The sequence below is a fragment of the Sandaracinobacter neustonicus genome, from assembly GCF_006385875.1.
GTDB lineage: Bacteria > Pseudomonadota > Alphaproteobacteria > Sphingomonadales > Sphingomonadaceae > Sandaracinobacteroides > Sandaracinobacteroides neustonicus.
In genome coordinates this window covers 84,833-111,580 of the sequence record NZ_VFSU01000029.1, presented here as the reverse complement: position 1 = coordinate 111,580, position 26,748 = coordinate 84,833, and the positions used below count along the sequence as shown (strand labels likewise).

Here is a 26,748-nt window from a genome sequence, read left to right as displayed (position 1 = left end):
CATGGGTTCCTTGTTCAAATGATTCCATTTGAACGGACATGCTCCTAGGCGGTTGCGCGATCTGCTGCAAATCAGGCCGTGCGCTGTTCCCGATCCTTGCTGTTGGTGGCGCGGATCGTCTCGCCGATCTGCGCCCAATCTTCATCGTCCAGCCGGGTGAGAGCGTGGAAATTGCCGCCGGTCGCCAGCCATTGTCCGCCGTCCAACGCGATCACCTCGCCCGTCAGATACTGGCATTCATCCGCCATCAGGAAAATGGCGAGGTTGGCCAGCTCGCTATGCTCGCCCACCCGGCGCAGCGGGATCATGTCCGACCCGGTGACATTGCCGGTTTTCGTCGCCATCGGCTCGGGCATCAGCCGTTCCCACGCGCCCTTGGTGGGAAAGGGGCCCGGCGCGATGGCGTTGGCGCGAATGCCCTTCGGCCCCCATTCCACCGCGAGGCTCTGCGTCATCGCGGCGACGCCCGCCTTGGACATGGCACTGGGCACGGTGAAGGGCGAGCCTGTCCACACCCATGTCGTGACGATGGAGAGGATCGAGCCCTTGTGCCCGCCCGCGATCCAGCGCTTGCCCGCCGCCACCGTGGTGTTGAAGGTGCCGTGCGCGACGATAGAGGCAACCGCGTTGAAGGCGTTGGCCGAGAGATCTTCGGTGCGGCTGATGAAATTGCCCGCCGCATTGTTCACCAGCCCGGTCAGCGGGCCGTGATCGAAAATCTCCTGCATCGCCTCGTCGATGGCTCCCGCGTTGCGGATGTCCACCGCCATCGGCGTGATGCTGCCGCCGGTCGCCTCGCGCAGTTCGGCGGCGGTTTCCTCCAGCACGGGGCCGCGCCGGCCCCAGATCACCACTTCGGCGCCATGGGCGGCATAGCCTTCCGCCATGGAGCGGCCCAGCCCGGTGCCGCCGCCCGTCACCAATATCTTGTGGCCCTTCAGCAGATCGGTGCGGAACATGGACATCATTCGTCTCCCTCGATTTCCCGCATCTGGTGCGGGAGAGGCCGGGAGGCGACAAGCTGGCAAAAACGAGCCTTCAGGACTGGGTGAGCAGCCCCATCGCCACGAAGCCGCCCACGATCGCGGTGCCCAATATGGTGGCCAGCAGCGTGAGATAACGATCAATCAGCCGCTGCATCGGCTCGCCGAACTTCCACAGCAGCGCGGCCACGATATAGAAGCGCCCCGCGCGGGAAACGATGGCCGCGCCGATCAGCACCGGCAGCGGCAGCGCAGTCGCCCCCGCCGCGATGGTGATGGCCTTGAAGGGCAGGGGCGTGATGAAGCCGCCAAGGAAGACGATCAGCCAGCCATGGGCGTTGAAGTTCGCCGCGAAGCTGTCGAAATTGTCCGTCACGCCATAGAATTGCAGGATCGGTCGCCCCACCGTGTCGAACAGGAAATAGCCGATCGCATAGCCCAGCAGCCCACCCAGCACCGATGCCAGCGTGCAGATGAAGGCGAAGCGGAACGCCTTGTTCGGCTGCGCGAGGCACATCGGTGCCAGCAGCACATCAGGCGGGATCGGGAAGAAGCTGGCTTCGGCAAAGCTGATGCCGAACAGCCAGCGTTCCGACCGGGGATCGCGGCATTTTTCCAGCGTCCAGTTGTAAAGTCCTCTCAGCATCGGACCTGACTAAACGGGATTGCTGCGTTGCACCATCCGCTTATTGCACCCTCATTGCACCACGCTGCACGCTTCGCCCGCCACGCGCAGCCGGCCGCAAATCTCGCGCGCGGCCTGCGGGTTGGGGGCGGTGGTGCGCAGGCGGTAAAGCGTCTTGCCGTCGGAGGTAACGGGCAGGATCACCGGCTCCATCCCCGCCAGATAGGCATAGCGGGTGGAGAGCGACTTGAACGCATCGCGCGCGCGGGCGCTGGAGGAAAAAGCCCCCAGTTGCAGCTGTTGGCCGTTGCCGGACGCCACCGGGGCGGCGGGTTTGGGTGCTTCCACCACTTTGGGGACGGCGGGCGCTTTCGGCGCTTCCGTTGGTGTCACGGTGACGCTGGGCTTTGGAACCACCGGCTTGGGGGCCGGAGGCGGTGCCGCAGGTTCGGCCGCGATCTTCGGTGCGCCGGTTTCCAGCGCTTCGTCCACGGAATGGGGGACGGCAGGCACCTGCGCCTCGCTCGGGCGGGGCAGCGGATCTTCCGGCAGGTCGTTCAGCGCGATTTCCGCTTCTGTTTCCCGCCCGTCACCGGTGCCGAACAGCACCTGCCCCTGGCCTTCCACCGGCACGCCGTCCACGTCCGGGCCGGTGGGCGCGATCTTCCATGGCCCCTGCGGGCGCAGCACCGGCACTTCCTCGCCCACGGCGGGCACGTCGATGGGGGAGGATTCGCGCTTGGACACCAGCGTGATACCCACCACCACGCCCACCGTCAGCACGCCCAGCAGGAACAGGATTCCCAGCAGGGTGCGGCGGCCGACGAGCGTGTGGGTCGGGCCGTCCTCTTCATACTCGCCCTCGTCCAGCCATGGCGCGTCCTCCGGCTCGGCGCGGCGACGGCGCGGCGGCGGCTCATCCCGGCCGCGGCGCTGGGCATCGTCTCGCGGGGAGGGTCCCCGGCCTCTGGGCGGCTGCGCCATCAGCGCAGTTCCTCGGCCGCCTGCACGCCCATCACGGCGAGAGCGGTGCGGATCACCTGCGCCACGGCGGAGGCGAGCGCCAGCCGCGCGGCGGTCAGCGCCGGGTCTGCCTCCACCAACAGGCGGAAGGCGGGATCGTCATTGCCGCGATTCCACAGCGTGTGGAACGCGCCCGCCAGATCGGCGAGGTAGAAGGCGATGCGGTGCGGTTCCCGCGCAGCGGCGGCCTGCCGCACCACGCGCGGCCATTGCGCGGCAAGGCCTGCCAGCGCCAGTTCCTGCGAATCCAGCCGGTCCAGCGGGGCCGGGTGTGGCAAGGTCAGCGTGGCCGCCTTGCGCAACACTGAGGAGATGCGCGCATGGGCATAGTGCACGTAAAACACCGGGTTTTCCCGCGACTGCTGCACCACGTCGGCAAAGTCGAAATCCAGCATCGCTTCGGGGCGCTTCGTCAGCATCATGAAGCGCACCACGTCGCGGCCCACTTCCGTCACCACATCGGCCAGCGTGACGAAATTGCCCGAGCGCTTGGACATTTTCACCGGTTCCCCGGCACGGAACAGCCGCACCATCTGCACCAGCTTCACATCCAGCCGCTTTTGGCCGTTTGTCAGCGCCTCCACCGCCGCTTCGATCCGCTTCACGGTGCCCGCATGGTCCGCGCCCCAGATGTTCACCAGCGCGGACGAACGCCGCGCCTTCTCGGCGTGATAGGCCATGTCATTGCCGAAATAGGTCCATTGCCCGTTGGACTTGCGGATCGGCCGGTCGATATCGTCGCCATAAAGGGTGGAACGGAACAGCGGCAGCTCCACCGGCTCCCAATCATCCGGCACTTCGCCCTTCGGCGGCGGCAGCACGCCATCATAGATCAGGTCGCGCGCGCGCAGTTCGGCTTCTGCCTTCTGCGGCGCGCCGGAGGCGAGCAGCTCGGCCTCTGACGAGAAGATGTCGTGATGGATGCCCAGCAGCGCGAGATCGGCGCGGATCATGTCCATCATCGCCGCGACGGCACGCGTGCGGAACAGCAGCAGCCATTCGGTTTCATCCGCGCCCACGAAGCGGTCGCCATATTCGGCGGCGAGGCTCTTGCCCACCGGCACCAGATAATCGCCCGGATACAGGCCTTCGGGGATGTCGCCGATGGTTTCGCCCAGCGCTTCGCGGTAACGCAGATGCGCGGAGCGGGCGAGCACGTCCACCTGCCCGCCGGCGTCGTTCACATAATATTCGCGCACCACGTCATGCCCGGCGAAGCCCAGCAGGCTGGCCAGCGCGTCGCCCACCACCGCGCCCCGGCAATGCCCCATGTGCATGGGGCCGGTGGGGTTGGCAGAGACATATTCCACGTTGATCGGCAGCGGCTCCATGCGGGGATCGCCCCGGCCATAATCCGCGCCCTGCGCCAGAATCCGGCCGATTTCCGCCTGCCACACGCCGGGTTCCAGCGTGAGGTTGATGAACCCCGGTCCGGCCACTTCGGCGCTGGCGATCTCCGGGTGGCGTGCCAGCCCCATGGCGATGCGGGTCGCCAGTTCGCGCGGGTTGGTCTTCGCGGCCTTCGCCAGTGCCAGCGCGGCGTTGGTGGCAAGGTCGCCATGGCTCGGGTCGCGCGGGGGTTCCAGCACGATCGCCGCATTTGCGGCATCCGCCGGCACCGTGCCATCCGCCACAAGGGCGCTCACGGCATCCGCCACCACTGCCTCGAACCGCTGAAAAACGTCCAAATCCTGTCTCCTTAGAGACCTGCCCGTAGCCGTCCGCGCGCAAAGCCTCAACCATCGCGTCTGTTTTGCACTGGACGCTCTGCCTTCCCCGTTTATGGTGCGGGCCGAAGCTGGGCAAATCCATTGGGGAGATTGAAGATGGGCAAGATCAACCGGCCGATGGGCCTTGGCGCGTCGATGGCGATGGTTGTGGCCCAGTTGGCCCCGGTTCCGTTTCTGGCCCCGGTGGGACTCGCGGCCGCCAGCGCGCAGAATTACAATCGCACCATCAACGTCCCCTGCTATTCCACCGCGAACCGCACGCAGACGTGCAGCCTGCCAGAAAACACCGTCTCCGTCAGCTTTGCCGGGCCGGATCGCTCCGGCATCTGCCGCGAGGGCAGCACATGGCGGCGCAACGGCAACAGCATCGAGGTGCGCAACGGCTGCGGCGGCAATTTCGAAGTGACGACGCGCGGAAACGGTGGCGGCAGCGGCGGCGGCTGGGGTGGGTCCGGCGGCAATAATGGCGGTGGCTGGGGCGGCTCCGGCGGCAGCGGTCAGGGCTTTGCCGGGGAAATCACCTGCCGCAGCCGCGATGGCCGCGAACAGGTCTGCTACGCCAACACCGATGGCCGGGTGGAAATGCTCCAGCAATACAGCAGCACCTCCTGTATCGAGGGGCGGACATGGCGCGCAGACCGGCGCTCCATTACCGTGCGCGCGGGCTGTCAGGCGCGGTTCGGCTATGGCTATGGCAACAGCAGCGGCGGCAACTGGGGCGGTGGTGGCGGCTGGGGCGGCAACAATCAGGGTTTCGCGGGCCAGACGGAATGCCGTTCTGACAACAACCGTTATCGCCGTTGCAGTGTTAACACCGAGAATCGGGTGGAGATGCTGCGGCAACTCTCCTCCAGCAGCTGTGTGCGCGGCCGCAGCTGGGGTTATGACCGCAGCAGCATCTGGGTGGACAATGGCTGCCAGGCGCGGTTCGGCTATGGCTATGGCAATGTCACCGGCGACACCTCTGGCGGAAGCAGCGGCGGCGGGTCTGACACCGGGGCCGTCATCGGCGGCGTGGCGCTGGCGGCGGGGCTGATCGCCCTGCTGGCGGCCGCGGGCAAGAGCAGCAACAGCAACAGCCGGTCTTCCGGCAGCAGCAGCGCCAGCCTTCAGGCAGACATGTCGCACTTCCCGTCTGACGCGCGCACCGAAGGGCAGGCCTGCATGAACGAGGCGGCGCGGCAGGTGGGCGCGACGGGCGGCACCGCCGTCCGGCTGAACTCGGTGAACAGCGCCACCCGGCAGGGCAGCGGCTGGGCGATTCAGGCGCAGGCAACCGCGACCTATCCCGAGCATACGCAGAAGATCGTGATCGACTGCCGGGCCAGCGGCAGCAGCGTGACTGCATTCGATATCAGATAGTGATTTTCCCGGCGTGAGGGCGGGGGCCGGAACGGCTATAACAATGCCTCGAACCGGACTTGGAAAAGGATAATGGACATGGCGACGAAAACGGAAAAGAAGGCAGCGCCCAAAAAGCCGAAGAAAGCGGCCGTTCCCGGCCCGGCGGCGCTGGATATCGGCATTCCGGCCGATCAGCTGGGGGCCATCACGAATGGTCTGTCCCGCCTGCTGGCGGACACCTACACCCTCTATCTGAAGACGCACAACTACCATTGGAACGTCACCGGGCCGCAGTTCAACAGCCTGCACCTGATGTTCGAAGCGCAATATACCGAACTGGCGCTGGCGGTGGACGTGATCGCCGAGCGGCTGCGCGCGCTGGGGGCATGGGCACCGGGCAGCTATTCCGATTTCGCGCGGCTTTCCACGGTGAAAGAGGCAAGCGGCATTCCGGCGGCCGAGGCGATGGTGGCGGAACTGGCCGCCGATCAGGCGACGGTGGTGCGCACCGCCCGCGCGCTGTTCCCGGCCGTGGACGCGGCAGGCGACGAGCCGACCGCCGACCTGCTGACGCAGCGGATGCAGGTGCATGAAAAGACGGCGTGGATGCTGCGGGCGCTGATTGCCTGACCCCAAAAAGAGAACCGGCGCCTGAAGCGGAAGCCTCAGGCGCCGGAGGGGTCAGAAGGGGTGTTGTCCCCCTGTATCCGGTGGTGCCTTGACCTTCGCTGAACGGGCCCCGGTTGAACGGGTCTGCCGCACCATGCGCAGCTCGTTCAGGCCCAGCAGCGCCACCGCGATCAGCAGCGGGCCCCAATAATAGATCAGCCGATAGAGGATCAGCGCCGAGATGAGCGAGGGCTTGTCCACCTCCGGCAGCGTCACCAGCACCACCGCTTCGAACACGCCGATTCCGCCCGGTGCGTGCGCGACCATCGCCACCACCACCGCCACCACATAGGCGACGAGGAAATCGGGATAATGGTGCCAGACATCCGGCGGCAGCAACACCAGCAGCGCCGCGCTGGCGATGGCGATGTCGGTTGCGGCCAGCGTGAACTGGATCAGCGCCTGCTTCAACGTGGGCACGGGCAAAGTCCAGCCAAGGATGTTCAGCGGCCCCATCTCTCGCGCGCAGGCCAGCAGATAGATGGCGATGACGATCAGGATGGCCGTGCCGATGGCGGCCTGCGTGCCATAGTTCATCGTTGCGTCATGCACGCGCAACGCGCCTGGGAAAGAGACGAGGAACACCCCCAGCAGCAGGAAAATCCCCAGCCAGAAGGTTACGCCCGCGATGACCACGATCCGCGCAATGTCGCCGGGATCAAGGTTGGTGCCGCGATAGGCCCGCCAGCGCGCCGCCGCCCCTGTAATCGGCGCAAAGCCCAGATTGTGCGACAGATTATAGGCGGTGAAGCTGGCCAGCAGCGCCCGCCAATAGGGCTGCGGCTTGTGGATCGCGTGCAGCCCCAGCACATCGTAGAAGCTGAGCACGAAGAAGGAGAGGGCGGTGAGCGCGATCGACAGCGCAACCTGATGCGGGGTGATCCGCCCGAACGCGGCGCCGATATCGTCCGGGTCCACCTCTTTCAGGATTTCCCACAGCGCGAAGCCCGCCACCGTGAGCACAAGGATGGTCAACAGCGCCGACAGCCAGGTTTTGTGCGCCTGCAGCCAGTCGATCACTCGTTGAAGTCTGGGGTCAAGCTTCATGCAGCGCGTCCACCGGCCCTAAAGGGCCTCGGCCCTGCCTGCATAATTGGCCTTCACCCAATCCATATAGCTGCCATCGAGGATGCTGCGCCACCAGCTTTCATGGTCCAGATACCATTTCAGCGTCTGCGCGAAGCCGCTTTCGAAGCTGTGTTGCGGCTGATAGCCCAGTTCGGCAATCGCCTTGCTGCAATCGATGGCATAGCGGCGGTCATGGCCGGGGCGGTCTGTCACGAAGGTCTTCAGGCTGGCGGTGGGCTGGCCCTTGGCGGCAGGCGCGTCGGGGAAGCGGGCAGCGAGCGACGGGTCCGCCGCGAAGGCCGCGTCCATCGCCGCGCACAGCGTGTCGATCACGCTCAGGTTGGGAAGCTCCGCGCCGCCGCCGATATTGTAGGTTTCGCCCACCCGGCCTTTTTCCAGCACGGCGGCGATGCCGCGGGCGTGATCTTCCACATGCAGCCAGTCCCGCACCTGCTGGCCATCGCCATAGATGGGCAGGTTGCGGCCGTGCAGCGCGTTGATGATGAACAGCGGAATCAGCTTTTCCGGGAAGTGGAACGGCCCGTAATTGTTGGAGCAGTTCGACGTCGTGGTGTTCAGCCCATAGGTGTGGTGATAGGCGCGTACCAGATGATCGGACGCCGCCTTAGACGCCGAATAGGGCGAGTTGGGCGCATAGGGCGTATCCTCGCGGAAGGCGGGATCGGCGGGCCCCAGCGTGCCATAGACTTCATCGGTGGAGACATGGTGGAAGCGGTGCGGCAGCTTGCCATCCACCCATTCGCGGCGCGCCACCTTCAGCAGCGCGTGCGTGCCCAGCACATTGGTTGAGATGAAGGCGTCCGGCCCCAGGATGGAGCGATCCACATGGCTTTCGGCGGCGAAGTGGACGATGGTGCGGATGTCGCGCTCACGCAGAAGCGTCGTCACCAGATCTTCGTCGGCGATGTCGCCCACCACCAGTTCGGCGTTCAGCCCGTCCAGATTGGCGCGGTTCCCGGCATAGGTCAGCAGGTCCAGCACCGTGACGCGGTCCTCAGGGTGCGTCGCAGTCCAGTGCGCGACGAAGTTGGAGCCGATGAAGCCTGCTCCACCCGTCACCAGAAGCGATGCCATCAAGCCTGTTCCTTCATCTGAGCCAGCGCTAGCTTCAGCTCGTCCCGCCAATGGGCCGCAGGCCCCGTCACTGCCCAGCTCGACCCTTTGTCGAGGACGCTCATCGCCGGGCGCCGGGCAGGGGTGGGATAGTCGCTGGTGCGGATCGGCACAACCGGGGTCCGCCGCTCCAGCAGGCCGATGGCCAGCGCTTCGTCGCGGATGGCGACGGCGAAATCATACCAGCTGGCCACCCCGGCGTCCGTCCAATGGTGGATGCCGGACACACCTGCCGCGTCCAGCGTCCAGATGGCGCGGGCGAGGCCAGCGGCGTGAGTGGGGGTGCCCACCTGATCCGCCACCACCTTCAGTTCGTCGCGCTCACGCATCAGCCGCAACATGGTGCGGACGAAATTATTGCCTTCAGCCGCATAAACCCACGCCGTGCGCAGGATGAGAGGGTTCGGATGCGCGGCCAGCACCTGCCGCTCGCCCGAGAGCTTGGTTTCGCCATAGGCGCCGATGGGGTTGGGCACGGCGTCCGGCGCGTAGGGCAGGGGGGAAAGCCCATCGAACACGAAATCGGTGGAGACATGGGCGAAGCGCGCACCTGCCGCTGCCGCCGCTGCCGCCAGCCGTCCGGCCGCCGTGCCGTTCACGGCTTCGGCCGTCGCCACATCGGCTTCGGCCTTGTCCACCTGCGTATAGGCGGCGGCGTTCACCACCAGTTGCGGCGCAGCGGCGGAGATGACGGCCGACACCTTGGCGTCGTCCAAAATGTCGAACTCGGCTTCCGGCGGGGCGATGATGGTGACGCCCTGCGGCGCGGTGGCCTGCATCGCCCGGCCCAGCTGGCCCGCGGCCCCTGCGATCAGCACCTTCATGCGAAAACCTCCGCATCCGCCAGCAGCGGCGCGGCGGCGTCCTTGCCCGCCAGTTGCGGCGTCAGCCCGTCCAGCGGCCAGTCGATGCCGATGGCCGGATCACTCCAGCGCAGCGAGCGATCCGATTGCTGATGCCACAAGGTGGTGCATTTGTAGCAGAAATCCGCCACTTCAGACAGAACGAGGAAGCCGTGCGCGAAGCCCGGTGGAATGAACAACATGGCCTGATTCTCGTCCGACAATTCGGCCCCCACCCATTGGCCGAAGCTGGGCGAGGCGCGGCGGATATCCACGGCCACGTCGAACACCCGGCCGCGCGTCACCCGCACCAGCTTCCCCTGCGGATCGGTCAGTTGATAGTGCAGCCCGCGCAGCACGCCACGCGCTGAACGGCTGTGATTGTCCTGCCGCCACTCGGTCGGCAGCCCGGCCTCGGCGAACACCCGGCTGTTGTAGGTTTCAAGGAAAAAGCCGCGATCGTCGCCGAACACGCGCGGGGTCAGCAGCTTCACATCGGGGATGGCCAGCGGCTCGATCTTCACGCCTTCTTCTCCAGCTGGGCCAGCAGATATTCGCCATAGCCGCTCTTGCGCAGCGGCTCGGCCACGCGCTTCAGCCCCTCATCGTCGATGAAACCCAGCCGCCAGGCGATTTCCTCAGGGCAACTCACCTTCAGGCCCTGCCGCTCCTCGATGATGCGCACATAGAGTGCGGCATCCAGCAGATTGCCATGGGTGCCGGTGTCCAGCCAGGCATAGCCCCGGCCCATCAGTTCCACGTTCAGCGTGCCCGCTTCCAGATAGAGCCGGTTGAGATCGGTGATCTCCAGCTCGCCGCGCGGGGAGGGTTTCACCTGCTGTGCCAGTTCCACGGCGCGGCCGTCATAGAAATAGAGGCCCGTGACCGCATAGTTGCTTTTCGGCTTCGCGGGCTTCTCCTCGATGGTTTCGGCGCGGCCATCGGCATCGAAGCTGACGACGCCATAAGCCTCAGGGTCTTTCACCCAATAGCCGAACACGGTTGCGCCGCTGTCGCGCGCGTCTGCGCGGCGCAGCAGTTCGGGCAGGCCATGGCCATAGAAGATATTGTCGCCCAGAATCAGCGCGGAGGGGCCGTCGCCCACGAAATCCGCGCCGATATGATAGGCCTGCGCCAGACCTTTGGGTTCCGGCTGCACGGCATAGCTGAGCGCCAGCCCCCATGCGCTGCCGTCGCCCAGCAGGCTCTGGAAAGCGGCCTGATCCTGCGGCGTGGTGATGATCAGGATGTCGCGAATCCCCGCCAGCATCAGCGCCGACAGGGGGTAATAGATCATCGGCTTGTCATACACCGGCATCAGCTGCTTTGAGACCGGCTTTGTCAGCGGATAGAGCCGGGTGCCGGAACCGCCTGCCAATATGATGCCCTTGCGCACCCGCATTCCTTTCATTCGGCCCTCTCGCCTACGGGCCTGTTCCCTGAAAAAGCAGCTGCGGGCAACCCCATGGGGGCTGCCCGCAGCGTTGATACGGTCTTACTGGGCGGGGGCCGGTTCCGCCGCCGGGGCCGCCGGCGGCGCGTGCTCGGCGGTTGCTGCTTCAAGCCCGGTTCCGGCCTTCGGCCCTTCGCCTGCCAGTTCCAGCGCAGAGGCCTTGGTGACCGGGGCTTTCGGATCCTTCGGTGCGGCGGGCTTCCAGCCTTCCTGGAAGACGACGCGCTGATCCTGCGACTTGCGCTGCCGGTCCACCTCGGACTTCAGCGCGTTCTGAATCCGTTCGTTCTTCAGGTAATTTTGTGCGAATTCACGCGCCTTGTCCCCGGTGAAGGGCTGCACCTTGGTTTCCTTCACCTGATTCACCAGCACCACCGGGGCGGGCGCACCTTGCGGACGGGTGGCGAACATGAACAGCTCGTCCGGCTTCTTCGCCAGCACGCCCGTCACTTCCTTCACGAATTCGGGGTTTGCCCCCAGCGAATCCAGCGACGCGGGCTGGCGGCGGAACGGGATGTTGTTGGCCGTCAGAATCTGTTCCACCTGCGCCATGGTGGTCGCCGCTTCCAGCCCCAGCTTTTCGATGTTGGCCGGGCGCAGGAACTGGATCTGGTCCAGAATGAAGAAGGTGCGGTTGGCGAACAGATAGGGGTTCTCGGCGATGAACTTGTCGGCTTCGTCGCGGGTGGGCGCGACGACCTTGGCGGCGATGTCGCGCGCCAGCGCCTGCACGCGCAGCTGTTCTTCGGCGCGGCGTTCCTGCAGCAGGAATTCCGGCTTCTTGTTCAGCTCGCGCTCTTCGGCGGCCTTGGCCAGCATGCGCCGGGTGATGATGTTTTCCAGCGCCACCTTCTCGGCATCCCGGCGGGACATCGTGGGCGGGATCGGCGTGCCGGCCAGTTCGGCGTTCACTTCCAGAACGGTGATTTCCTGCCCGTCCAGCGTGGCGACAACCTGCCCCTTCGGCTCACCGCCGCCGCCGATTCCCAGCTTGCTGCAACCGGCCAGCGCCAGCATCGCGGTTGCCACCAGCAGCACGGTGCGGGTGCGCCCGCCCTCATTGCGTCCTGTCTGTCCCAAAACTCCGGGCATTTCGCTGCGCTTCGTCATCGGTGTTCCCTCTTTTCCTTGGGGTCTTTGGTGAATGTTCGGGTGATCAGTCGAAGCTCATGCCCAGCATGGCGCGGGTCATGGCGGCGGCTTTTTTCGGCTGGCGGCGCAGCAGGCGACGGGTGATCAGACCCATCGCCAGGGGATATTGCAGCGGCCACAGCAGCGGGAAGTTGCGGCGATAAAAGCGAATCCGGCTGCGGATCAGATAATATTCCGACGCTTCGGAACGCTGCCCCTTCTGCCCGGACGAGCCGATCGAGCCGCCTTCCTTGTGATAGATGATCGCGCCATGGGCAAAGGCGATGGCGAACCGCCCCCGGTTGCGCACGGACCAGTCCATTTCCTCGAAATAGAGGAAATAGCTTTCCTCCATGAAGCCCACGGTTTCCAGAAAGGCGCGGCTGACGGCGAGCGACGCCCCCAGCACGAAATCGGTTTCCCGCGCCACCTTCTTCGGATCGAACGGGCGGGTGACGGGCACATTGGTGCCGATCCCGCGCGATTGCCCCGTCAGCAGCTTGAAGCGTTGCCCGTTCAGCGCCTGCCACACGCCGGGGCGGTGATAATAACGCACCTGCGTGCCGCACATGCCCACCTTGTGGGTGGCGTTCATGCGCGAGACGACGGCCCCGGGAGCGCCCGGATCCACCACGGTGTCGTTGTTGAGGCACCAGCAATAGGCGATCGCCGGATCTTCCAGCGCGAAGCGCATGCCCAGATTGTTACCGCCGGAAAAGCCCTTGTTCTCCCCCGCCAGCAGCAGCACGACCTGCTCGTCGCCGGGCTTGGCGCTGTCCAGCTCGTGCGGCTCGATCACCCGCAGGTTCACCGGCTTCGGGAAGGGCGGAGTGGTCAGCCGCTTCAGCGGGCCGAGCGGGGGTTCATAGGCTTCCACGCCTGCCGCCCAAGCCTTCAGCCGCTCGACCGTGCCGTCTGTGGAGCCGTTGTCCACCACGATGATGCGCGTCTTTTCATCTGCGCGCAGCAGCGATTCCAAACATTCGATCGTGTCTGCGTGCCGGTTCCAGTTCACCAGGATCACGGCCAGCCGGGCGCGCTTGTCGGCCTGGGCGCGTGCCCCCAGCACCGGCTGCTTCAGAGAGAGGTTCAGGTCGTTCACGGTCAACTGTTCCAGTTCACAAGAGCCAGCTGGTCGCCTGCCCGCGCCTTCCGCGAAAGCTCCAGCATGTCAAGCGCCCGGTGCCAGCGCAACTGCAGAAGCAGGCGCAGGCCACGGGCGCGGTTGCCGAGTCCCGTCACCCGCCGGGAAAACAGCATCATCGGGGCGTGGGCCACCCCGGAAACGGCCATCGCCGCCGCCCGCGCATCCCACAGGTTCAGGGATTTGCCCCGATCCACATGCTGGGTGAAGGCCTGATGCGCCACCCGCCCGAACTTGCGGCGGATTTCCTCGCCATTCTGCCGCGCCGGATGGAACGCCAGCATGCGCGGGGCATAGCGGGTGCGGATGCCCATCGCATAGGCGCGCTCGCCAAGGGCGCGGTCCTCCGGCTTGTCGATGCCGTCGAACGGCCCGGCCCTGTCGAACACGGCGCGGGTCATGATCAGGTTCGCGGTGACGGAATAATGCTTCTTCTGGATGTAGCTCTTCTGGCGGAAGGAAAACACGCTTTCGAAGGCTTCCACGTCCGTCATATTCTTGCGGTCGCCAACATCGATGCGGATATCGCCGCCGAAGATCGCCAGCGGCTTGCGGCCCACCGCCTTCAGCCCCGCCATCAGCCAGCCGGGCGCGACACGCACATCGGCATCCACAAAGGCCAATATGTCTGCCCGCGCCGCGCGAACGCCGGTGTTGCGCGCCGGGCCGGGGCCGGGCTGGCGCTCGATCAGGAAACGCACGCCGGGCCATGTCGCTTCCAGCAGCCGCATCGGCAGGCGGGAGCCATTGTCCACCACGATAATCTCGAACCAGCCATGGTCCAGAGTCTGTGCCGCCACGGCCTGCAGGCATTTCACCAGCAGCTCAGGGGTGTTGAAATGCGGGATGATCACCGAAACGCGGGGCGGGCCCAGCGTTTTCAGCAAATGCTCCGGGTCCGCCGACCATCTGAGCGAAGGCGGAACCTGCGACGCCATGGTTCACCGGCCCGCCCGGGCGAGCGCGGCGGACAGGCCCAGAAGCTGCGCCAGCCCTTGCGTTCGGAAGCGATAGCGCGGTTCCCGGCCGTCCAGCCCCTCTTCGCGGTCGAACAGGTCGATTTCACCGGTGAAGCCGTCCAGCGTGCGGCGCACCAGCGCCACATCCGGGCCGCCTTCGCCTTCGCCAGACACATCATGAAGTCCGAACCAGCCGTCCGGCGTGCCGGAGGCGCGGGCGGCGGCGATCAGCATCGGCCATGCGCCGCGCACTTCGGCGCGCGCCAGCTGCGCCTGCACCCGGCGCGGCAGCCCGGCGTTCCATTCCGCCAGCACCGCCTCGGTTCCGGCGATCACGTCTGCCGTGGACACCAGCGCCCGCCGGTCATCCAGCGTGCGCGCGGCGGCGCGGTTGCCCAGCAGCCGCACCAGATAGGGCGAGCCGCCCGACATCTTCACGATCAACTGCCGCGCATCCAGTGCAAACGTCAGGCCGGTCGCATCCTCGGCGCGGGCCAGAATCTCGCTCAGCTCGGCTTCCGGCATCGGCCCCACCGGCAGCCCGACGATGTTGCGGCGGATGGAGGGGGTGAAGCCGATCAATTCATCCAGATTGGAGGCAACGCCGGTGAGCACCAGCTGCACGCGGGCGGCGCGGTCCGACAGATTCTTGATCAGTTCAGCCACGTCACGCCGGAAGGCCGGATCGGCCACGCGATCATATTCGTCCAGCACCAGAATCACCCGCGTGCCGACGATCTTCTGGAACAGGTCCGCCAGTTCGCGCGGATCGACCGGGTCGCTGCCCAGCAGGTCCGCGAAGCTGCGGTCATGCTCCGCCTCATCCGCGGTGGGGGAGATATGGGCATGATAGAGCAGCGGAATTTCCGAGGCGAAGGTGCGGAACATGTCATCGAAGCGGGCTTCGACGCCGCAGCTGCCATAGAGAACCAGATAGCGGGCTTCCCGCGCGGTTTCGGCGAACACATGCACAAGGCTGGTCTTGCCGATGCCGCGTTCGCCATAGAGCACGACATGCGCGCGCTGCTGCTCGATGGCGGCGATCAGGCTGGACAGCGTATCGGCCCGGCCCGCCAGCCGTTCCCGGCTGGTGACGGGCTGGGACGCCGACAGCGCATCCGCGAGCGCCAGGCGCGCCCGCGCCGGGGATTGGGCATGCATGCCCTGCGCCGCGTCTCCGATGTCGTCGGTCGCGTCTACGGCGAAGCGGGGCAGATTGCCGGATGCGGTGGCGGCCGCCGGGGTCTCTTTCGGGCCAAGCCCTAAGCGTTCGCGACGAAAGATCATCGGGCCAGCGCCTTCCGGCCCGGGATGCCCAAGGCTGAAACGTTGTTGCCAATACCCGCCCGTCCGGGGCTGCGCCCGTCCGCCATCCGTCTTGTCCGTCCCGCCACGGTCAACGTCGCTCCTGTTCTTTGCTCCGGCCACGGCCGGCTGTTTCGCGAACGATCAGCCATACGCAACCAGACACATCCGGGCTTTCCGACGTCCCGGCACCATCTGCTGATGCCACGGACCGGGACCGCGCCATAGCCTATAACGGCTGTATGCAACAGTCTTTCGCCTTTCGATCCGGCCGCGGGCTTTGATTTGCGGTTGCGGCAACTGTATGGAACTCCAAGCATTAGGCTGGCTTTGTTACGAAGCGCGGTCAAGTGCTGCGTCATCCGGCCGTCACTTGCGCCGGTCAAAGAGTTAACGCACAACCTGTCATCTGGCGGCACGCCGGGTGGGTGGCGTAAGGGTCTGGCACGCAAGGTCGGGCGTGCAACGTAAGGAATGTCGCTCGGGCGTCGGCACCGGTTATCCGTGTCGGGCAGGCGGGCGGATCATCAGGGGAGGCTGTGTGGCGAAAGGGACGGACACGCGGATGAGGATCGAGGCCGCAGATCGGGTGAAGGGACGCGCGGCGTTTGCCGGTGGCCTGCTGGTGACTCTGGTCGTGGCTTCCCCCGCGCTGGCTCAGATGCAGCCGCCGACGCCTCGCCAGCAGTTCAACGAAGGCGCGGTGATCGACGACCCGCAACGGATCTATGGCGACGATTCGGATTCCTTTTCCCCGCTCGCCATCGTCGGCTCGCTGGGGCTGTCCGGCTATGCCGCGCTGGCGACGGAATATTCCGACAACGTGGCCCGTGTCGGCGAAGGGCGGCCGATGTCCTCGCGCTTCGAATCGAAGAGTGACTGGATTTTCCGCCCCGCCGCCGGGCTGAACTTCAGCCGGGCGCTGGGGCGGAACAATATCTCTGGCAACGCGTCGATCGGGCGCAGCTATTATGCGCGCAACAGCAATCTGAACTCCAACCGCTTCGCGCTGAGCGGCGTGGGGGACATCGCGCTGGGGCAGGCGTGCAACACGTCTCTGCGGGCCGCCTGGTCCCGGCGGGACACCCAGAAGGACAGCTTCGAGGAAGTCGTCTCGTCGCAAACGGCGCGGACGACCATCGGCGGCAGCGTGGGGTGCAGCACGCAGGCCGGGATCAGCGTGAGCGCCGGTTATAACCGCAACTGGGTGCGCAACGATTCCAACGACCCCGATGTCGACCGCAGCTTTGCCGACGTCAATTCCCAGGCGGCTGTCGGTTCGGTCGGCTACCGGGTCGGCCTGCGCGGGCAGGTGGGCGTCTCGGGCAACTGGGGCAAGAATATCTACGTCAACCAATATGTGAACGGCGTTCAGAACGAGACCGAGATTCGCACGATCAGCGGCTTCGGCAGCTATCGGATCGGCAACACGCTCAGCGCGAACGCCTCCATCGGCAAGACGAAGCTGACCTCCAACATTGAGGGCAGCAACGGCTTTTCCGGCATGACCTGGAATGTCGGTGCCACTTATGCCGGGCCGCGCATGGGCGGCAACATCAGCATGGGGCGGGGCGCGAACGGCGGGTGGGGGGGCTCGGCCAACTATTCCGTTTCGCGCTTTTTCAGCATCAGCGCCAGCTATCGCGCCAACGACAGGCTGAGTTTCGCGACGGGCTATTCCCATTCGCAGGCCGATTTCTACGGCATTGCAGCAATCCCCGAAACCGAGGTTTCGAGTCGCAACCTCAACGATCGGGTGTTCCTGGGCGCAAACTATGCGCTGAACAGTATGTTGCGCTTTGGCCTGGACCTTAACCATCATCGGCGCTCGTCGACACCGGCCGACTACAGCTACAAGGTCAACAGCGTGGTCTTCTCTTTACAGGCCCGCATCTGATGCGCCCCCAATCCCGAATTTCTGGAGACATCCCAATGGCAGGCAAAACCCAGGCACACCGGATTGCGGCGAACAGCGCCAATTCCCGTTGCCAGCGCGGGCTGGTTTCACTGGGTCTGGCAGTGGCGCTGGCCGTGGCGGCGCCATCGGCCCTGTTCGCACAGGCCGCCACGCCGTCGGCTGCGACTCCGTCGCCCACCGCGCCGCCCGTCTATATTCTGGGGCCGAGCGACGGCATCTCCGTTATCGTTTACGGCCAGTCCGAATTCAATGTGAGCACGCGTGTGAAGCCCGACGGCAGCATCGTGATGCCGCTGATCGGCAAGGTGCAGGCAGAAGGCAAGACGGTGATCACCCTTGCCGATGAAATCACCCGCCGGCTGGTGCAGGGCAATTTCCTGAAAGACCCGATCGTCAATATCGAGGTCAGTGATTACGCCTCCAACTACATTCGCATCATCGGCAAGGTGGGCAGTCCGGGCCTGATCCCGCTCGACAAGTCGAACCGGCTGATGGATGTGCTGCTGCGCTCCGGCTGGGTGCAGGAAGCGGGCAACAACACCATCACCCTGCGCCGTGCCGCCGGTGGGGACGAGCAGAAGATCAACACAGAGGATCTGGCGATGGGCAAGGTGCCCGACGTGATCCTGCAGAACGGCGACGTCATCATCGTGCCGGAAGCGGAAGTGATCTACCTGACGGGCGCCGTCGCCCGGCCTGGCACCTATCCGCTGAAGCGCGACATGACGATGTCGGAACTGCTCGCCATGGCGGGCGGCGTTGGTCCCACGGGTTCGTCCGGCAAATTTGGGCTGAAGCGCGGCGACGCCAAGGAAGTGAATATCGACGGGACGGAAGTCCTGAAGGCGGGTGATGTCGTCCGTGTCAAGGAACGCATGTTCTAATCAGGAGAGTTGAGATGAGCGTTATCCAGTTCCTGCGCATCCTGCTCGCCCGGTGGAAGCTGATCCTGGCGACGACTTTGGCCTGTCTGGTTGTTGCGACCACGGTGGCCATGCTGCTGCCCAAGCGGTATCCGGCGACTGCCCGGGTGCTGATGGACATGAGCAAGGATCCCGTCACCGGCGAAGTGCTGGTGGCGCGCGGCAGCGGCTATGTTGGCACGCAGATCGCCATCATCAAGGACATGCGCGTCGCGGGCGCGGTGGTGGACCGTCTGAACCTCACCAGCGATCCGTCGCTCGTCGAAGCCTATGAAGCCACCGGCCGTTCGGTGGACGATGGCGGTATGCGACAATGGCTGGGCGCGCGGATCATCGAAGGCACCGACGCGACGATGGTTGGCGGTTCGAACATTCTGGAAATCATCTATCAGTCGGACGATCCCGAGCGCGCCAAGCGCATCGTCGGCGTGATCCGCGACGCCTATATTCAGGAATCGCTGCGCTTGCGCACCGATCCCGCCGGCCGCACCGGCACCTGGTATCAGGAACAGACGGAACTGGCCCGCAAGGATCTGGCTGCCGCTGAGTCTGCCATGTCTGACTATATGTCGAAGAACAACATCATCATGGTGGGTGGCGTGGACAGCGAGACGGCGAAACTCGCCTCGCTGCAGGCGGCGCTGCAGCAGGCGCAGGGGATGGAAAGCTCCAACGCCATTGCTTCGTCCGGTCGCCTGGCCAATGATCCGGTGACGGATCAGCTTTCGGTGCAGCTGGCGCAGATTGAGGATGAACTGGCGCTGGCCGGTGCCCGCCTCGGCACGGCACACCCCAATTACAAGGCCATTCTGGCGCGCCGGAACACGGTGCAGAACCAGATGAACCAGGCGCGCTCGCGCTCGCAGCAGAGCGTGTCCGCGCTCAGCGGTGCGGCGAAACAGTCCGTGTCGCAACTCACCCGCGAGGTGGAGACGCAATCGAAACTGGTGCTGGAACGCAAGCCGGTGCTGGACGAACTGGTGCGTTTGTCGCGCGAAGTCGAGCTGAAGCGCAGCCAGTATGAAGAATCCAACAAGCGCACCGGCGAGCTGAAGCTGGCGGCCGACCTGTCGGAACCCGGAGTCATCGTCATGGGTGACCCCACCGCTTCGCGCACCCCGTCCTGGCCGAAGGTGAACCAGGTGATCCTGCTGTCGGGGCTTCTGGGCTTTGGTTTTGGTCTCGCCGCGGCGCTGATCGCCGAGTTCGTGGCCCGGCGGGTTCGCGGGCATGAAGATCTCTCCTTCGCGGCCGGTGCCCCTGTGCTGTCGATCGTGGGAGCCAGCCCGCCCTCGCCGCTGCGGCAGCAGCTCCGCAAACTTCTTGGCCGTCGGTCTCCCGGGGAACCGGATGCCGATCTGCAGGCGATCTGATCATGACAGACCTCGACATCACGTCCAGCCGCCTGACAGCCGACACCGGCTTCGCAGACGCGCTGCTGAAAACCGGCGCACTGACAGACGAGGAGGCCCGCGCGGTTTCCGAACATCAGGCCAAGACGGGGCTGAGTTTCGACGAAGCCGCCGTCGCGCTGACGCTGGCCACCGAAGAGGATGTGGTGCTGGCCCGGCAGGCGCTGCAAGGCAGCCTCGCGCTCCAGCTCGCGCCGTCTGCGGCGGTGTCCGATGAAGTCATCGTGCTGTCGGACCCGACAAGCCCGGACGCCGAATCGCTGCGGCTGCTGCGCACCCAGATCATCGCCCAGCATGTGGGCGCCGGACGCCGCGCCTTCGCCGTGTGCGGCGCGACGGATGGGTCGGGCGCCACCTACATCGCCGCGAACCTTGCGGTCGCGCTGTCGCAGGTCGGCATCAAGACGCTGCTGGTGGATGCCAACCTCAGGAACCCGCGGATCGACGCCATCTTCGGCATCGATCCGAACGGTCCGGGCCTGTCCACCTATCTCTCGCTGGAAGTGAACCGGCCTGAACGGGTGGTCTATCCCAACGTGCTGCCGAACCTGTCTGTCGTGCCCGCCGGTCCGCCGGTCGGGCGTCCGCAGGAGCTGCTGTCCGGCGCGCGGTTCCGCACCGGCGTGGACATCCTGCTGCGCCAGCACGACGTCGCCATCTTCGATACCCCCGCCACCAACGAGAACAGCGATGCGCTGACCGTTGCCGGCGTGCTGGGCTATGCGCTGGTGGTCGCACGGCGGAACCACGCCTTTGTGAAGGATGTGCAGACGCTTTCGTCCCAGCTCGTCGCGTCCCGCGCGACGGTGATCGGGTCCGTCCTCAACGAGTATAGCTGATCCTTCAGCTGCGGAGCGCATGATGACTGCGGCGGTGCCGATCAAGACGAGACCAGCGCTGGATTTCGCCAGACGCTACCCGTTGCTGGTGCTGGCGCTGATCGCGACAGTGCTGCCCACGCTCTATGCCATGGCGACGGAAAGCTGGAGCACGGAAGCCGGTGTTCACGGCCCGCTGGTGCTGGCGACCGCCGTGTGGCTGGTCTGGCGCAACTGGGACGAGATCATGGCGGAGGCCCGGCCGGGCAATCTGTGGCTGGCGGTGCCGGCGCTGGTGCTGATGTCGGCCTTTTATGTGTTCGGCCGCGCCTTCAACTTCCTGCTGATCGAAGTGGCGGCGTTGCTGGCGGCGCTGGTGATCATCGCCTACGCCTTTGTGGGTCCGCGCATCCTGATGAAGATGTGGTTCCCGCTGGTCTATCTGCTGTTCCTGATCCCGTTGCCGGGCTGGATGATGGATTCGATCACCCAGCCGCTGAAGATCCTGGTGTCCGACATCACCACCTGGCTGCTCTCGCTGGCGGGTTATCCGATCACGCAGGTCGGCGTCACCATCTACATCGCCCAGTATCAGCTGCTGGTGGAGGATGCCTGCGCCGGGCTGAACTCGCTGATCAGCCTCACGGCGGTTGGGCTGTTCTACATCTATCTGATGCACAACGCCTCGTGGCGCTATTCGCTGCTGCTGATGACGTTGCTGCTGCCGATCGCGATCGCCGCCAATGTGGTGCGCGTGATCATTCTGGTGCTGCTCACCTATTATGCGGGGAACGAGGTGGCGCAGGGCTATCTGCACGATTTCGCCGGCATCGTGACCTTCGTGTCCGCGCTGCTGCTGATCTTCGGCATCGACAAACTGCTCAGCCCGGTTCGCCGCCGGCTGACGGATGGCAAAAAGGAGACCGCCCATGCTGAAGCGGCGTGATCTTCTGCTGGGGCTGCCGCTGCTGGCGGCCGCCGGTGGTGCCTATGCCATGACGCCGCGCAACCGGCTGAACCTGCTGGGCGACGTGAAGCTGGAAAAGGCGATTCCGCTGAAGATCGGCAGCTGGTCGGTCATGCCGTCCAATGCCGTGGTGCTGCCGGATTCGCAGCCCGGCTCGCTGGCCGCGCGGCTGTATGACCAGACGGTGAGCCGCCTCTATACGTCTGACAGCGAACTGCCGATCATGATGGTGATCGCCTATGGCAGCACCCAGTCGGATCAGTTGCAGCTGCACCGGCCGGAAACCTGCTATACGGCAGTCGGCTTCCAGATCACCGAGGCGCGCCCTGTGCAGGTGCCCGTGCCCGGCCCGGCCAAGCTGCCCGCGCGCGAACTGGTCGCCAGCAACAATGAACGCACCGAGCCGATCCTCTACTGGACGCGGATCGGCGATTATCTGCCGGCCAGCGGCACCGAGCAGCGGCTGATGAAGCTGCGCTCGGAATTCAACGGCTATGTGGCCGATGGGGCGCTGATCCGGCTGTCAACGGTCGCGGAACCGTCGGAAGAAACATTCGCCACGCTCCAGCGCTTTGCCGCCACCATGCTGGAATCGACCGATCCGGTCGCACTTCCCGCGCTGGTCGGCCGTCCACTTGCTGCTGAAATCAAGGGTGCGGCCTGATGCGCGCCATACCGGGCAAATGCGCGGCACATCGCCCTGCGCCTTTGCGGCGCGGGGGCGTCGCGTCAGTCGCCGAACTTGCCGAACGGTTTCAGGAAATACTGGATGAAGCCAAGGATGGCGGCGATGCCCGCCACGGAGACGATGTGGAGCAGCGTGCTGTTGTCGTCGATGGCCTTGTTGCCCACCTGGTTGATCACCGCGCAAGCGACCGAGGCGGCGAAGTAAGGCCACATCTGGTCCCGCTCCGGGCCGACGGAGCGCTGCAGGAACAGGACGATCAGGCCGGCGAAAATCGCCACCGTCACCCAGTCGTACACAGTTTCCATTCGGCCAACCTCCCCCAAACAGTGTGGAACGAGCAGCCATCTCCAAGCCCGGCCCGCCCAAGCCATGCCGTGCCTTCGGCTGTTCCGCAAGGGGGCAGCCATGGTGAATCGGCCTTCACGGCAGCCTCGCAGCGCGAATTGACAGTCTATTGCAAGGCGGCGGTGACGGCATGAACGAGATCGGCCCCCCCGCAACCGATCGGCTGAAAGCGGCGGAACTGCAAACGGCGCATCGCTCTGCCGTGCCCATTGATCTGGTGATCTTCGCGGTGCGGGTGCTCGAATTCCTCACCGTGATGGCGGCGGGCATTCTTGCGCTCAACTTCTGGTCGGATCGGATCTTTTCCGGCGACACCCCGGTTTACGGCCGCTCGATGCTGGCAGGCGCGCTGATCTTCGCGCTCGTGGCGGAAATCATGGGCGCCTATGATGTCGATTGCCACTTCTCCATGCGCAAATCGTGGGAACGGGTGCTTGGCTCGTGGCTGGTGACGGGCCTGTTCCTCGTCACCATCGGCTTCCTGCTGAAAGTGTCGGAGGAGTTTTCGCGCGGCTGGGCGATCAGCTGGTTCATAGCAGCCGGCGTGATGCTGGCGGGCACGCGGGCGCTGATGACGCTGTGGATTCGCCGCCTGAAGGGGCAGGGCGTGTTCAACAGCCGTGTCGCCATCTATGGCGCGTCGGCGCAGGGGCAGAAGCTGGCCAACTATATCCGCGGCAACAGCAAGCTCACCATCAGTCTCGTCGGCTTCTTCGATGACCGGCGCGATGGCCGGGTGCCGGTGCTGGTGGATGATCTGCCGGTGTTCGGCACCACCGACGATCTGGTCGCCATGATCCGCGACGACCTGATCGATCAGGTGATCGTCGCGCTGCCATGGTCTGCCGAGGCGCGAATCCAGCAGGTGGTGCAGAAATTGGCGCTCACACCGGTGCGCATCCGTCTTGCGCCCGATCTCGCCAATTTCGCCTTCGCCGCCCGGCCGCTGGTGCTGCTGGGCGACATGCCCGTCATCACCCTGTTCGAGCGGCCGATTTCCGGCACCGACGCCATTGTGAAGCGCGCCGAGGATCTGATCCTGACGGTGGGCATCCTGCTGTTCATCTGGCCGATCCTGCTGCTCGCGGCGCTTGCGGTGAAGCTGGACAGCCCCGGCCCCGTCTTCTTCCGCCAGCCGCGCGAGGGCTTCAACAACCAGCGTTTCGATGTGCTGAAGTTCCGTTCGATGACGCATGACGAATGCCAGACGGACACCATCGAGCAGGCGACGCGCGGCGACAAGCGCGTCACCCGCGTCGGCCGCTTTATCCGTGCCACCTCCATCGACGAGTTGCCGCAGCTGCTGAACGTGCTGAAGGGCGACATGTCGCTGGTTGGCCCGCGCCCGCATGCGCCTTCCACCAAGGCCGCCGGGCGGCCGTTCCACGAAGTGGTGCAGACCTACGCCGCCCGCCACAAGGTGAAGCCGGGCATCACCGGCTGGGCGCAGGCCTGTGGCTGGCGCGGCGAGACGGACACCGAGGAAAAGCTGGTGAAGCGGCTGGAGCACGACCTTTACTATATCGAGAACTGGTCCGTGACGTTCGACCTCTACATCCTCGTCCGCACGGCCTTTGCGGTGATCTTCCCCAAAAACGCCTTCTGATCTGGCCGGCTTTGCGGGCCGGGCGCGCCGTGCTAGCCTGCGGCTTCATGTTCGGCAGGAGCCGCGGGAATGATCGGCCTGTTTCTTATCTGTGCGCAGGCCGCGGCTGAACCGCCGCCGGTGCCGAACATCGTTTTCGACCTGAAAGGCTCTGACCGGACAGAGGGGCACCCGGCCACATCCGGCGACGATATCGTGGTGACGGCCCGCAGCGGCGAAAATCCGGCCCGGCTGGGCGCGGTTCTCCCCACCGAGATCGGGCCGCTGCTGCCGCCGGCCGCGCTGAATCTGGGCGGCGGGGCCATCCTGCAAAGCTATGTGAAGGTCCACCCGCGCGAGAGCGTGCCGGAAATGCACATCTCGATCCGGATTCCGTTTTAGCCTTTCAGCGCGGCATGGGCAGCCAGCGCGCGCTCGCGTGCCAACCGATGCTCCACGAGCGGCGCGGGATAGTCGCTGCGCCCGAACTCCGGCACCCAGTGGCGGATATAGGCTTGCGCGTCGAACTTCTCCGCCTGACCTTCGGGGGAGAAAATCCGGTAATAGGGCGCGGAATCCACGCCTGAGCCTGTCACCCACTGCCAGCCCATCGCATTGTTGGCGAGGTCGGCGTCCAGCAGCGTGTCCCAGAACCAGCGCTCGCCCTCGCGCCAGTCGATCATCAGATGCTTCACCAGAAAGCTCGCGGCCACCATCCGCACCCGGTTGTGCATCCACCCGCTGGCCCACAACTGCCGCATCCCGGCATCGACGAGCGGATAGCCCGTTCGCCCGCGTTGCCATGCCCGCAGCAGCGCCCGGCCCTCGCCGCTGCTCACATCCGTCCATGGCATGTGCGCGAATTCAGGCCGGTGCGGGCGGGAGGCGGATTTGGGATATTGTTCCAGCGTTTCCAGCGCGAAATCCCGCCACGCCAATTGCCGGAGCCATGGCGCGCTGCCCTTTTGCGGCTCTACCGCATGCCACGCATCGGCGGGCGAAATCTCTCCGAAATGCAGATGCGGGGAGAGGCGCGAGGTCGCCTCCTCGCCCGGGTAATTCCGGCGCTCGCCATAATCCCCGGCCTTGTCGAGGAAGTCTGCCAGCCGCCGCTGCGCCCCCGCTTCGCCCGGTTGCCAGCCGGAAAAGCCGCCGGACCAGTCCGGTGCGCGGGGCAGCAGGCTCCAGTCCACCAGCCGATCTCCGGCAGGGAGGGGCGCGAACGTCAGTCGCGCTGGCGCGGGCAGCGGGCGCGGCGGCGGCCCCCAGCCCTGCATGGCCCGCCAGAAGGGCGTGAACACCCGGAATCGATCCCCCGCCTTCGTTCGCAGCAGGCCGGCGGGCACAAGGCTGTTGCCCTCGTGCAGCTGCAGGCGGGGAATCTCGCGCTCGATCAGTGGCCACCATGGCTCGCTGAGGCGGATCGCGTGCACGGCATCCGCGCCGGTGTCCGCAACCAGCTTCGGGATCAGCTCGGCCGCCGGCCCTCGCAGCAATAGCAACCCGCCGCCCAGTGCGCGCAGGCTGGCGTCCAACGCGGCAAGGCTGTGGTGCAGCCACCAGCGAGAGGCCCCGCCCGCCGCGCGCACGATCCGGCTTTCATCCAGCACGAACAGCGGTAGCACCGGCCCGGCGGCGGCCGCCGCCAGCAGGGCCGCCTGATCGCGAAGCCGCAAATCCTGTCGGAACCAGATGATCTGCGGCGCGGCCATGCCGCCATTAGCCCCAGCCGATTGCGCCTGCCAAGCGCGACGCCTATGCGCTGTCGCCATGCCCGCAGTCGCCTATGTCAATGGCCGTTACGGCCCCATCGCCGAAGCCGCAGTCTCCATCGAGGATCGCGGCTTCCAGTTCGCCGACAGCCTGTATGAAGTGGTCGCCGTGATGAACGGCCGCTTCCTCGATTGGGACAAGCATCTGTGGCGGCTGAAGCGCGGGCTGGCGGCGCTGTTCATCGAAGGGCTGCCGTCTGACGCCGCGCTGGCGGCGATTGCCCGCCGCCTCGTCAGCCTCAGCCGCTACTCCGACGGGCTGCTCTATATTCAGGTCAGTCGGGGCGCGGCGAAGCGGGACCACGGCTTCCCCGCCGATATCCCCGCCACGCTGGTGATGACGGTGCGGCGCTTCAACTTCCGCCAGCGCCTGCCGCAGCTGGAAACCGGCGTGTCGGCGATCAGCCTGCCCGATCAGCGCTGGGCGCGCTGCGACATCAAGACGACGGGGCTGCTGCCCGCCGTGCTGGCGAAGCAGGAGGCGCGCGCGGCCAACGCGTTCGAGGCCCTGTTCGAGAAGGACGGCATCGTCACCGAAGGCAGCTCTACCAACCTCTACATGGTTGCGGCCGATGGTCGCATCGTCACCCATCCGCTGTCTGCCAGCATCCTGCCGGGGATCGCCCGCGACACGCTGCTGGGCCTTGCGCAAGACGCGCAGATGCAGGTGGAAGAACGCCCCTTCACGCTGGAGGAAGCCCGCGCCGCGCCGGAATTGTTCCTCACCTCCACCACGGCCCCGATCCTGCCCATCGTGCAGCTGGATGGCGCGGCCGTTGGCGGGGGCGCACCCGGCCCCGTCACCCGGCGTCTGGGGGCGCTGGCGTGGGCGGAAATTCAGCGCCAGACCGGCTGGAACGGCTGATCTGCACTTGTGCAGCGCAGCAGGCTTGCGTTACGCTGAAGACAC

At 65.8% G+C, this 26,748-nt stretch carries 26 protein-coding genes; 11 read left to right on the top strand and 15 right to left on the bottom strand.

The window, feature by feature from the left end:
• Positions 1 to 71: 71 nt before the first annotated feature.
• From FJQ54_RS12995 to argS, 4 genes are all read right to left on the bottom strand, one after another.
• A complete protein-coding gene (locus FJQ54_RS12995) occupies positions 72 to 968 on the bottom strand; it encodes an SDR family oxidoreductase (protein WP_207790427.1) in 897 nt (298 codons plus the stop codon).
• A gap of 70 nt (positions 969 to 1,038) precedes the next feature.
• Complete coding sequence (locus FJQ54_RS12990; RefSeq protein ID WP_140928847.1) at positions 1,039 to 1,629, bottom strand: YqaA family protein; 591 nt, start codon at positions 1,627 to 1,629, stop codon at positions 1,039 to 1,041.
• A gap of 51 nt (positions 1,630 to 1,680) precedes the next feature.
• A complete protein-coding gene (locus FJQ54_RS12985) occupies positions 1,681 to 2,592 on the bottom strand; it encodes an SPOR domain-containing protein (RefSeq protein WP_140928846.1) in 912 nt (303 codons plus the stop codon).
• The gene (argS, locus tag FJQ54_RS12980; protein ID WP_140928845.1) at positions 2,592 to 4,319 is read right to left on the bottom strand and encodes an arginine--tRNA ligase; all 1,728 of its coding nucleotides are present in this window, start codon (positions 4,317 to 4,319) and stop codon (positions 2,592 to 2,594) included. The genes FJQ54_RS12985 and argS overlap by 1 nt, the downstream gene beginning before the upstream one ends.
• Positions 4,320 to 4,457: 138 nt before the next feature.
• Here argS and FJQ54_RS12975 point away from each other — a divergent pair, with 138 nt between their 5' ends.
• Positions 4,458 to 5,723, top strand: coding sequence for a DUF3011 domain-containing protein (locus tag FJQ54_RS12975; RefSeq protein WP_140928844.1), 1,266 nt, complete (start codon positions 4,458 to 4,460; stop codon positions 5,721 to 5,723).
• A gap of 78 nt (positions 5,724 to 5,801) precedes the next feature.
• On the top strand, positions 5,802 to 6,335 hold the full coding sequence (locus FJQ54_RS12970) for a Dps family protein (RefSeq protein ID WP_140928843.1): 534 nt from the start codon (positions 5,802 to 5,804) through the stop codon (positions 6,333 to 6,335).
• Between the two features lie 51 nt (positions 6,336 to 6,386).
• Here the strand turns inward: FJQ54_RS12970 and FJQ54_RS12965 are convergent, their stop codons facing one another.
• The 9 genes from FJQ54_RS12965 to FJQ54_RS12925 all read right to left on the bottom strand — a co-directional run bounded on the left by FJQ54_RS12965 (position 6,387) and on the right by FJQ54_RS12925 (position 15,392).
• Positions 6,387 to 7,421 carry a lysylphosphatidylglycerol synthase domain-containing protein gene (locus tag FJQ54_RS12965; RefSeq protein WP_140928842.1) on the bottom strand — a complete coding sequence of 345 codons (1,035 nt, stop codon included), beginning with the start codon at positions 7,419 to 7,421 and terminating at the stop codon, positions 6,387 to 6,389.
• Positions 7,422 to 7,439: 18 nt separating this feature from the next.
• Positions 7,440 to 8,537, bottom strand: a complete 1,098-nt coding sequence (rfbB, locus tag FJQ54_RS12960) for a dTDP-glucose 4,6-dehydratase (protein WP_140928841.1) — start codon at positions 8,535 to 8,537, stop codon at positions 7,440 to 7,442.
• The gene (rfbD, locus tag FJQ54_RS12955) at positions 8,537 to 9,400 is read right to left on the bottom strand and encodes a dTDP-4-dehydrorhamnose reductase (protein WP_140928840.1); all 864 of its coding nucleotides are present in this window, start codon (positions 9,398 to 9,400) and stop codon (positions 8,537 to 8,539) included. The genes rfbB and rfbD overlap by 1 nt, the downstream gene beginning before the upstream one ends.
• On the bottom strand, positions 9,397 to 9,942 hold the full coding sequence (gene rfbC, locus FJQ54_RS12950; RefSeq protein ID WP_140928839.1) for a dTDP-4-dehydrorhamnose 3,5-epimerase: 546 nt from the start codon (positions 9,940 to 9,942) through the stop codon (positions 9,397 to 9,399). The genes rfbD and rfbC overlap by 4 nt, the downstream gene beginning before the upstream one ends.
• Positions 9,939 to 10,814, bottom strand: a complete 876-nt coding sequence (rfbA, locus tag FJQ54_RS12945; RefSeq protein WP_140928838.1) for a glucose-1-phosphate thymidylyltransferase RfbA — start codon at positions 10,812 to 10,814, stop codon at positions 9,939 to 9,941. The genes rfbC and rfbA overlap by 4 nt, the downstream gene beginning before the upstream one ends.
• A 99-nt stretch (positions 10,815 to 10,913) precedes the next feature.
• The gene (locus FJQ54_RS12940; protein ID WP_140928837.1) at positions 10,914 to 11,981 is read right to left on the bottom strand and encodes a hypothetical protein; all 1,068 of its coding nucleotides are present in this window, start codon (positions 11,979 to 11,981) and stop codon (positions 10,914 to 10,916) included.
• A gap of 46 nt (positions 11,982 to 12,027) precedes the next feature.
• A complete protein-coding gene (locus FJQ54_RS12935) occupies positions 12,028 to 13,104 on the bottom strand; it encodes a glycosyltransferase family 2 protein (protein ID WP_207790426.1) in 1,077 nt (358 codons plus the stop codon).
• Positions 13,105 to 13,106: 2 nt separating this feature from the next.
• Positions 13,107 to 14,084, bottom strand: a complete 978-nt coding sequence (locus tag FJQ54_RS12930; protein WP_140928835.1) for a glycosyltransferase family 2 protein — start codon at positions 14,082 to 14,084, stop codon at positions 13,107 to 13,109.
• A gap of 3 nt (positions 14,085 to 14,087) precedes the next feature.
• Positions 14,088 to 15,392, bottom strand: coding sequence for an AAA family ATPase (locus FJQ54_RS12925; RefSeq protein WP_140928834.1), 1,305 nt, complete (start codon positions 15,390 to 15,392; stop codon positions 14,088 to 14,090).
• A 583-nt stretch (positions 15,393 to 15,975) separates the two neighbouring features.
• On the opposite strand from FJQ54_RS12925, the gene FJQ54_RS12920 reads away from it, so the two are divergent.
• The 6 genes from FJQ54_RS12920 to epsI are packed head-to-tail and all read left to right on the top strand — an operon-like array spanning position 15,976 to position 22,112.
• On the top strand, positions 15,976 to 17,307 hold the full coding sequence (locus FJQ54_RS12920; protein ID WP_140928833.1) for a porin family protein: 1,332 nt from the start codon (positions 15,976 to 15,978) through the stop codon (positions 17,305 to 17,307).
• 35 nt (positions 17,308 to 17,342) lie between these two features.
• Positions 17,343 to 18,212: a polysaccharide biosynthesis/export family protein gene (locus FJQ54_RS12915; protein WP_181160155.1), complete on the top strand. Its 870-nt coding sequence runs from the start codon at positions 17,343 to 17,345 to the stop codon at positions 18,210 to 18,212.
• Positions 18,213 to 18,226: 14 nt separating this feature from the next.
• On the top strand, positions 18,227 to 19,624 hold the full coding sequence (locus FJQ54_RS12910; protein ID WP_140928831.1) for a GumC family protein: 1,398 nt from the start codon (positions 18,227 to 18,229) through the stop codon (positions 19,622 to 19,624).
• A 2-nt stretch (positions 19,625 to 19,626) separates the two neighbouring features.
• Positions 19,627 to 20,502 carry a hypothetical protein gene (locus tag FJQ54_RS12905; RefSeq protein WP_140928830.1) on the top strand — a complete coding sequence of 292 codons (876 nt, stop codon included), beginning with the start codon at positions 19,627 to 19,629 and terminating at the stop codon, positions 20,500 to 20,502.
• Positions 20,503 to 20,521: 19 nt separating this feature from the next.
• Positions 20,522 to 21,427: an exosortase V gene (xrtV, locus tag FJQ54_RS12900; RefSeq protein ID WP_235890448.1), complete on the top strand. Its 906-nt coding sequence runs from the start codon at positions 20,522 to 20,524 to the stop codon at positions 21,425 to 21,427.
• The gene (epsI, locus tag FJQ54_RS12895; protein WP_181160154.1) at positions 21,411 to 22,112 is read left to right on the top strand and encodes an exosortase-associated protein EpsI, V-type; all 702 of its coding nucleotides are present in this window, start codon (positions 21,411 to 21,413) and stop codon (positions 22,110 to 22,112) included. Before xrtV ends, epsI begins: the two co-directional genes overlap by 17 nt.
• Before the next feature lie 65 nt (positions 22,113 to 22,177).
• Here epsI and FJQ54_RS12890 read toward each other — a convergent pair whose 3' ends face one another.
• Positions 22,178 to 22,441 carry an XrtV sorting system accessory protein gene (locus FJQ54_RS12890; protein ID WP_140928828.1) on the bottom strand — a complete coding sequence of 88 codons (264 nt, stop codon included), beginning with the start codon at positions 22,439 to 22,441 and terminating at the stop codon, positions 22,178 to 22,180.
• A 170-nt stretch (positions 22,442 to 22,611) separates the two neighbouring features.
• Here FJQ54_RS12890 and FJQ54_RS12885 point away from each other — a divergent pair, with 170 nt between their 5' ends.
• Together FJQ54_RS12885 and FJQ54_RS12880 are read left to right on the top strand one after the other, a co-directional pair.
• Complete coding sequence (locus FJQ54_RS12885) at positions 22,612 to 24,087, top strand: undecaprenyl-phosphate glucose phosphotransferase (protein ID WP_140928827.1); 1,476 nt, start codon at positions 22,612 to 22,614, stop codon at positions 24,085 to 24,087.
• Between the two features lie 69 nt (positions 24,088 to 24,156).
• A complete protein-coding gene (locus FJQ54_RS12880; RefSeq protein ID WP_140928826.1) occupies positions 24,157 to 24,468 on the top strand; it encodes a hypothetical protein in 312 nt (103 codons plus the stop codon).
• On the opposite strand, the gene FJQ54_RS12875 is transcribed toward FJQ54_RS12880, so the two are convergent.
• Entirely contained in the window at positions 24,465 to 25,838 is a 1,374-nt protein-coding gene (locus FJQ54_RS12875; RefSeq protein ID WP_328592184.1) for a cryptochrome/photolyase family protein, read from the bottom strand. The genes FJQ54_RS12880 and FJQ54_RS12875 overlap by 4 nt on opposite strands.
• Between FJQ54_RS12875 and FJQ54_RS12870 the strand changes: the two genes are divergently transcribed.
• Complete coding sequence (locus FJQ54_RS12870) at positions 25,837 to 26,703, top strand: D-amino-acid transaminase (protein ID WP_140928825.1); 867 nt, start codon at positions 25,837 to 25,839, stop codon at positions 26,701 to 26,703. The two genes, FJQ54_RS12875 and FJQ54_RS12870, sit on opposite strands and share 2 nt — an antisense overlap.
• The last annotated feature ends 45 nt before the right edge of the window (positions 26,704 to 26,748 follow it).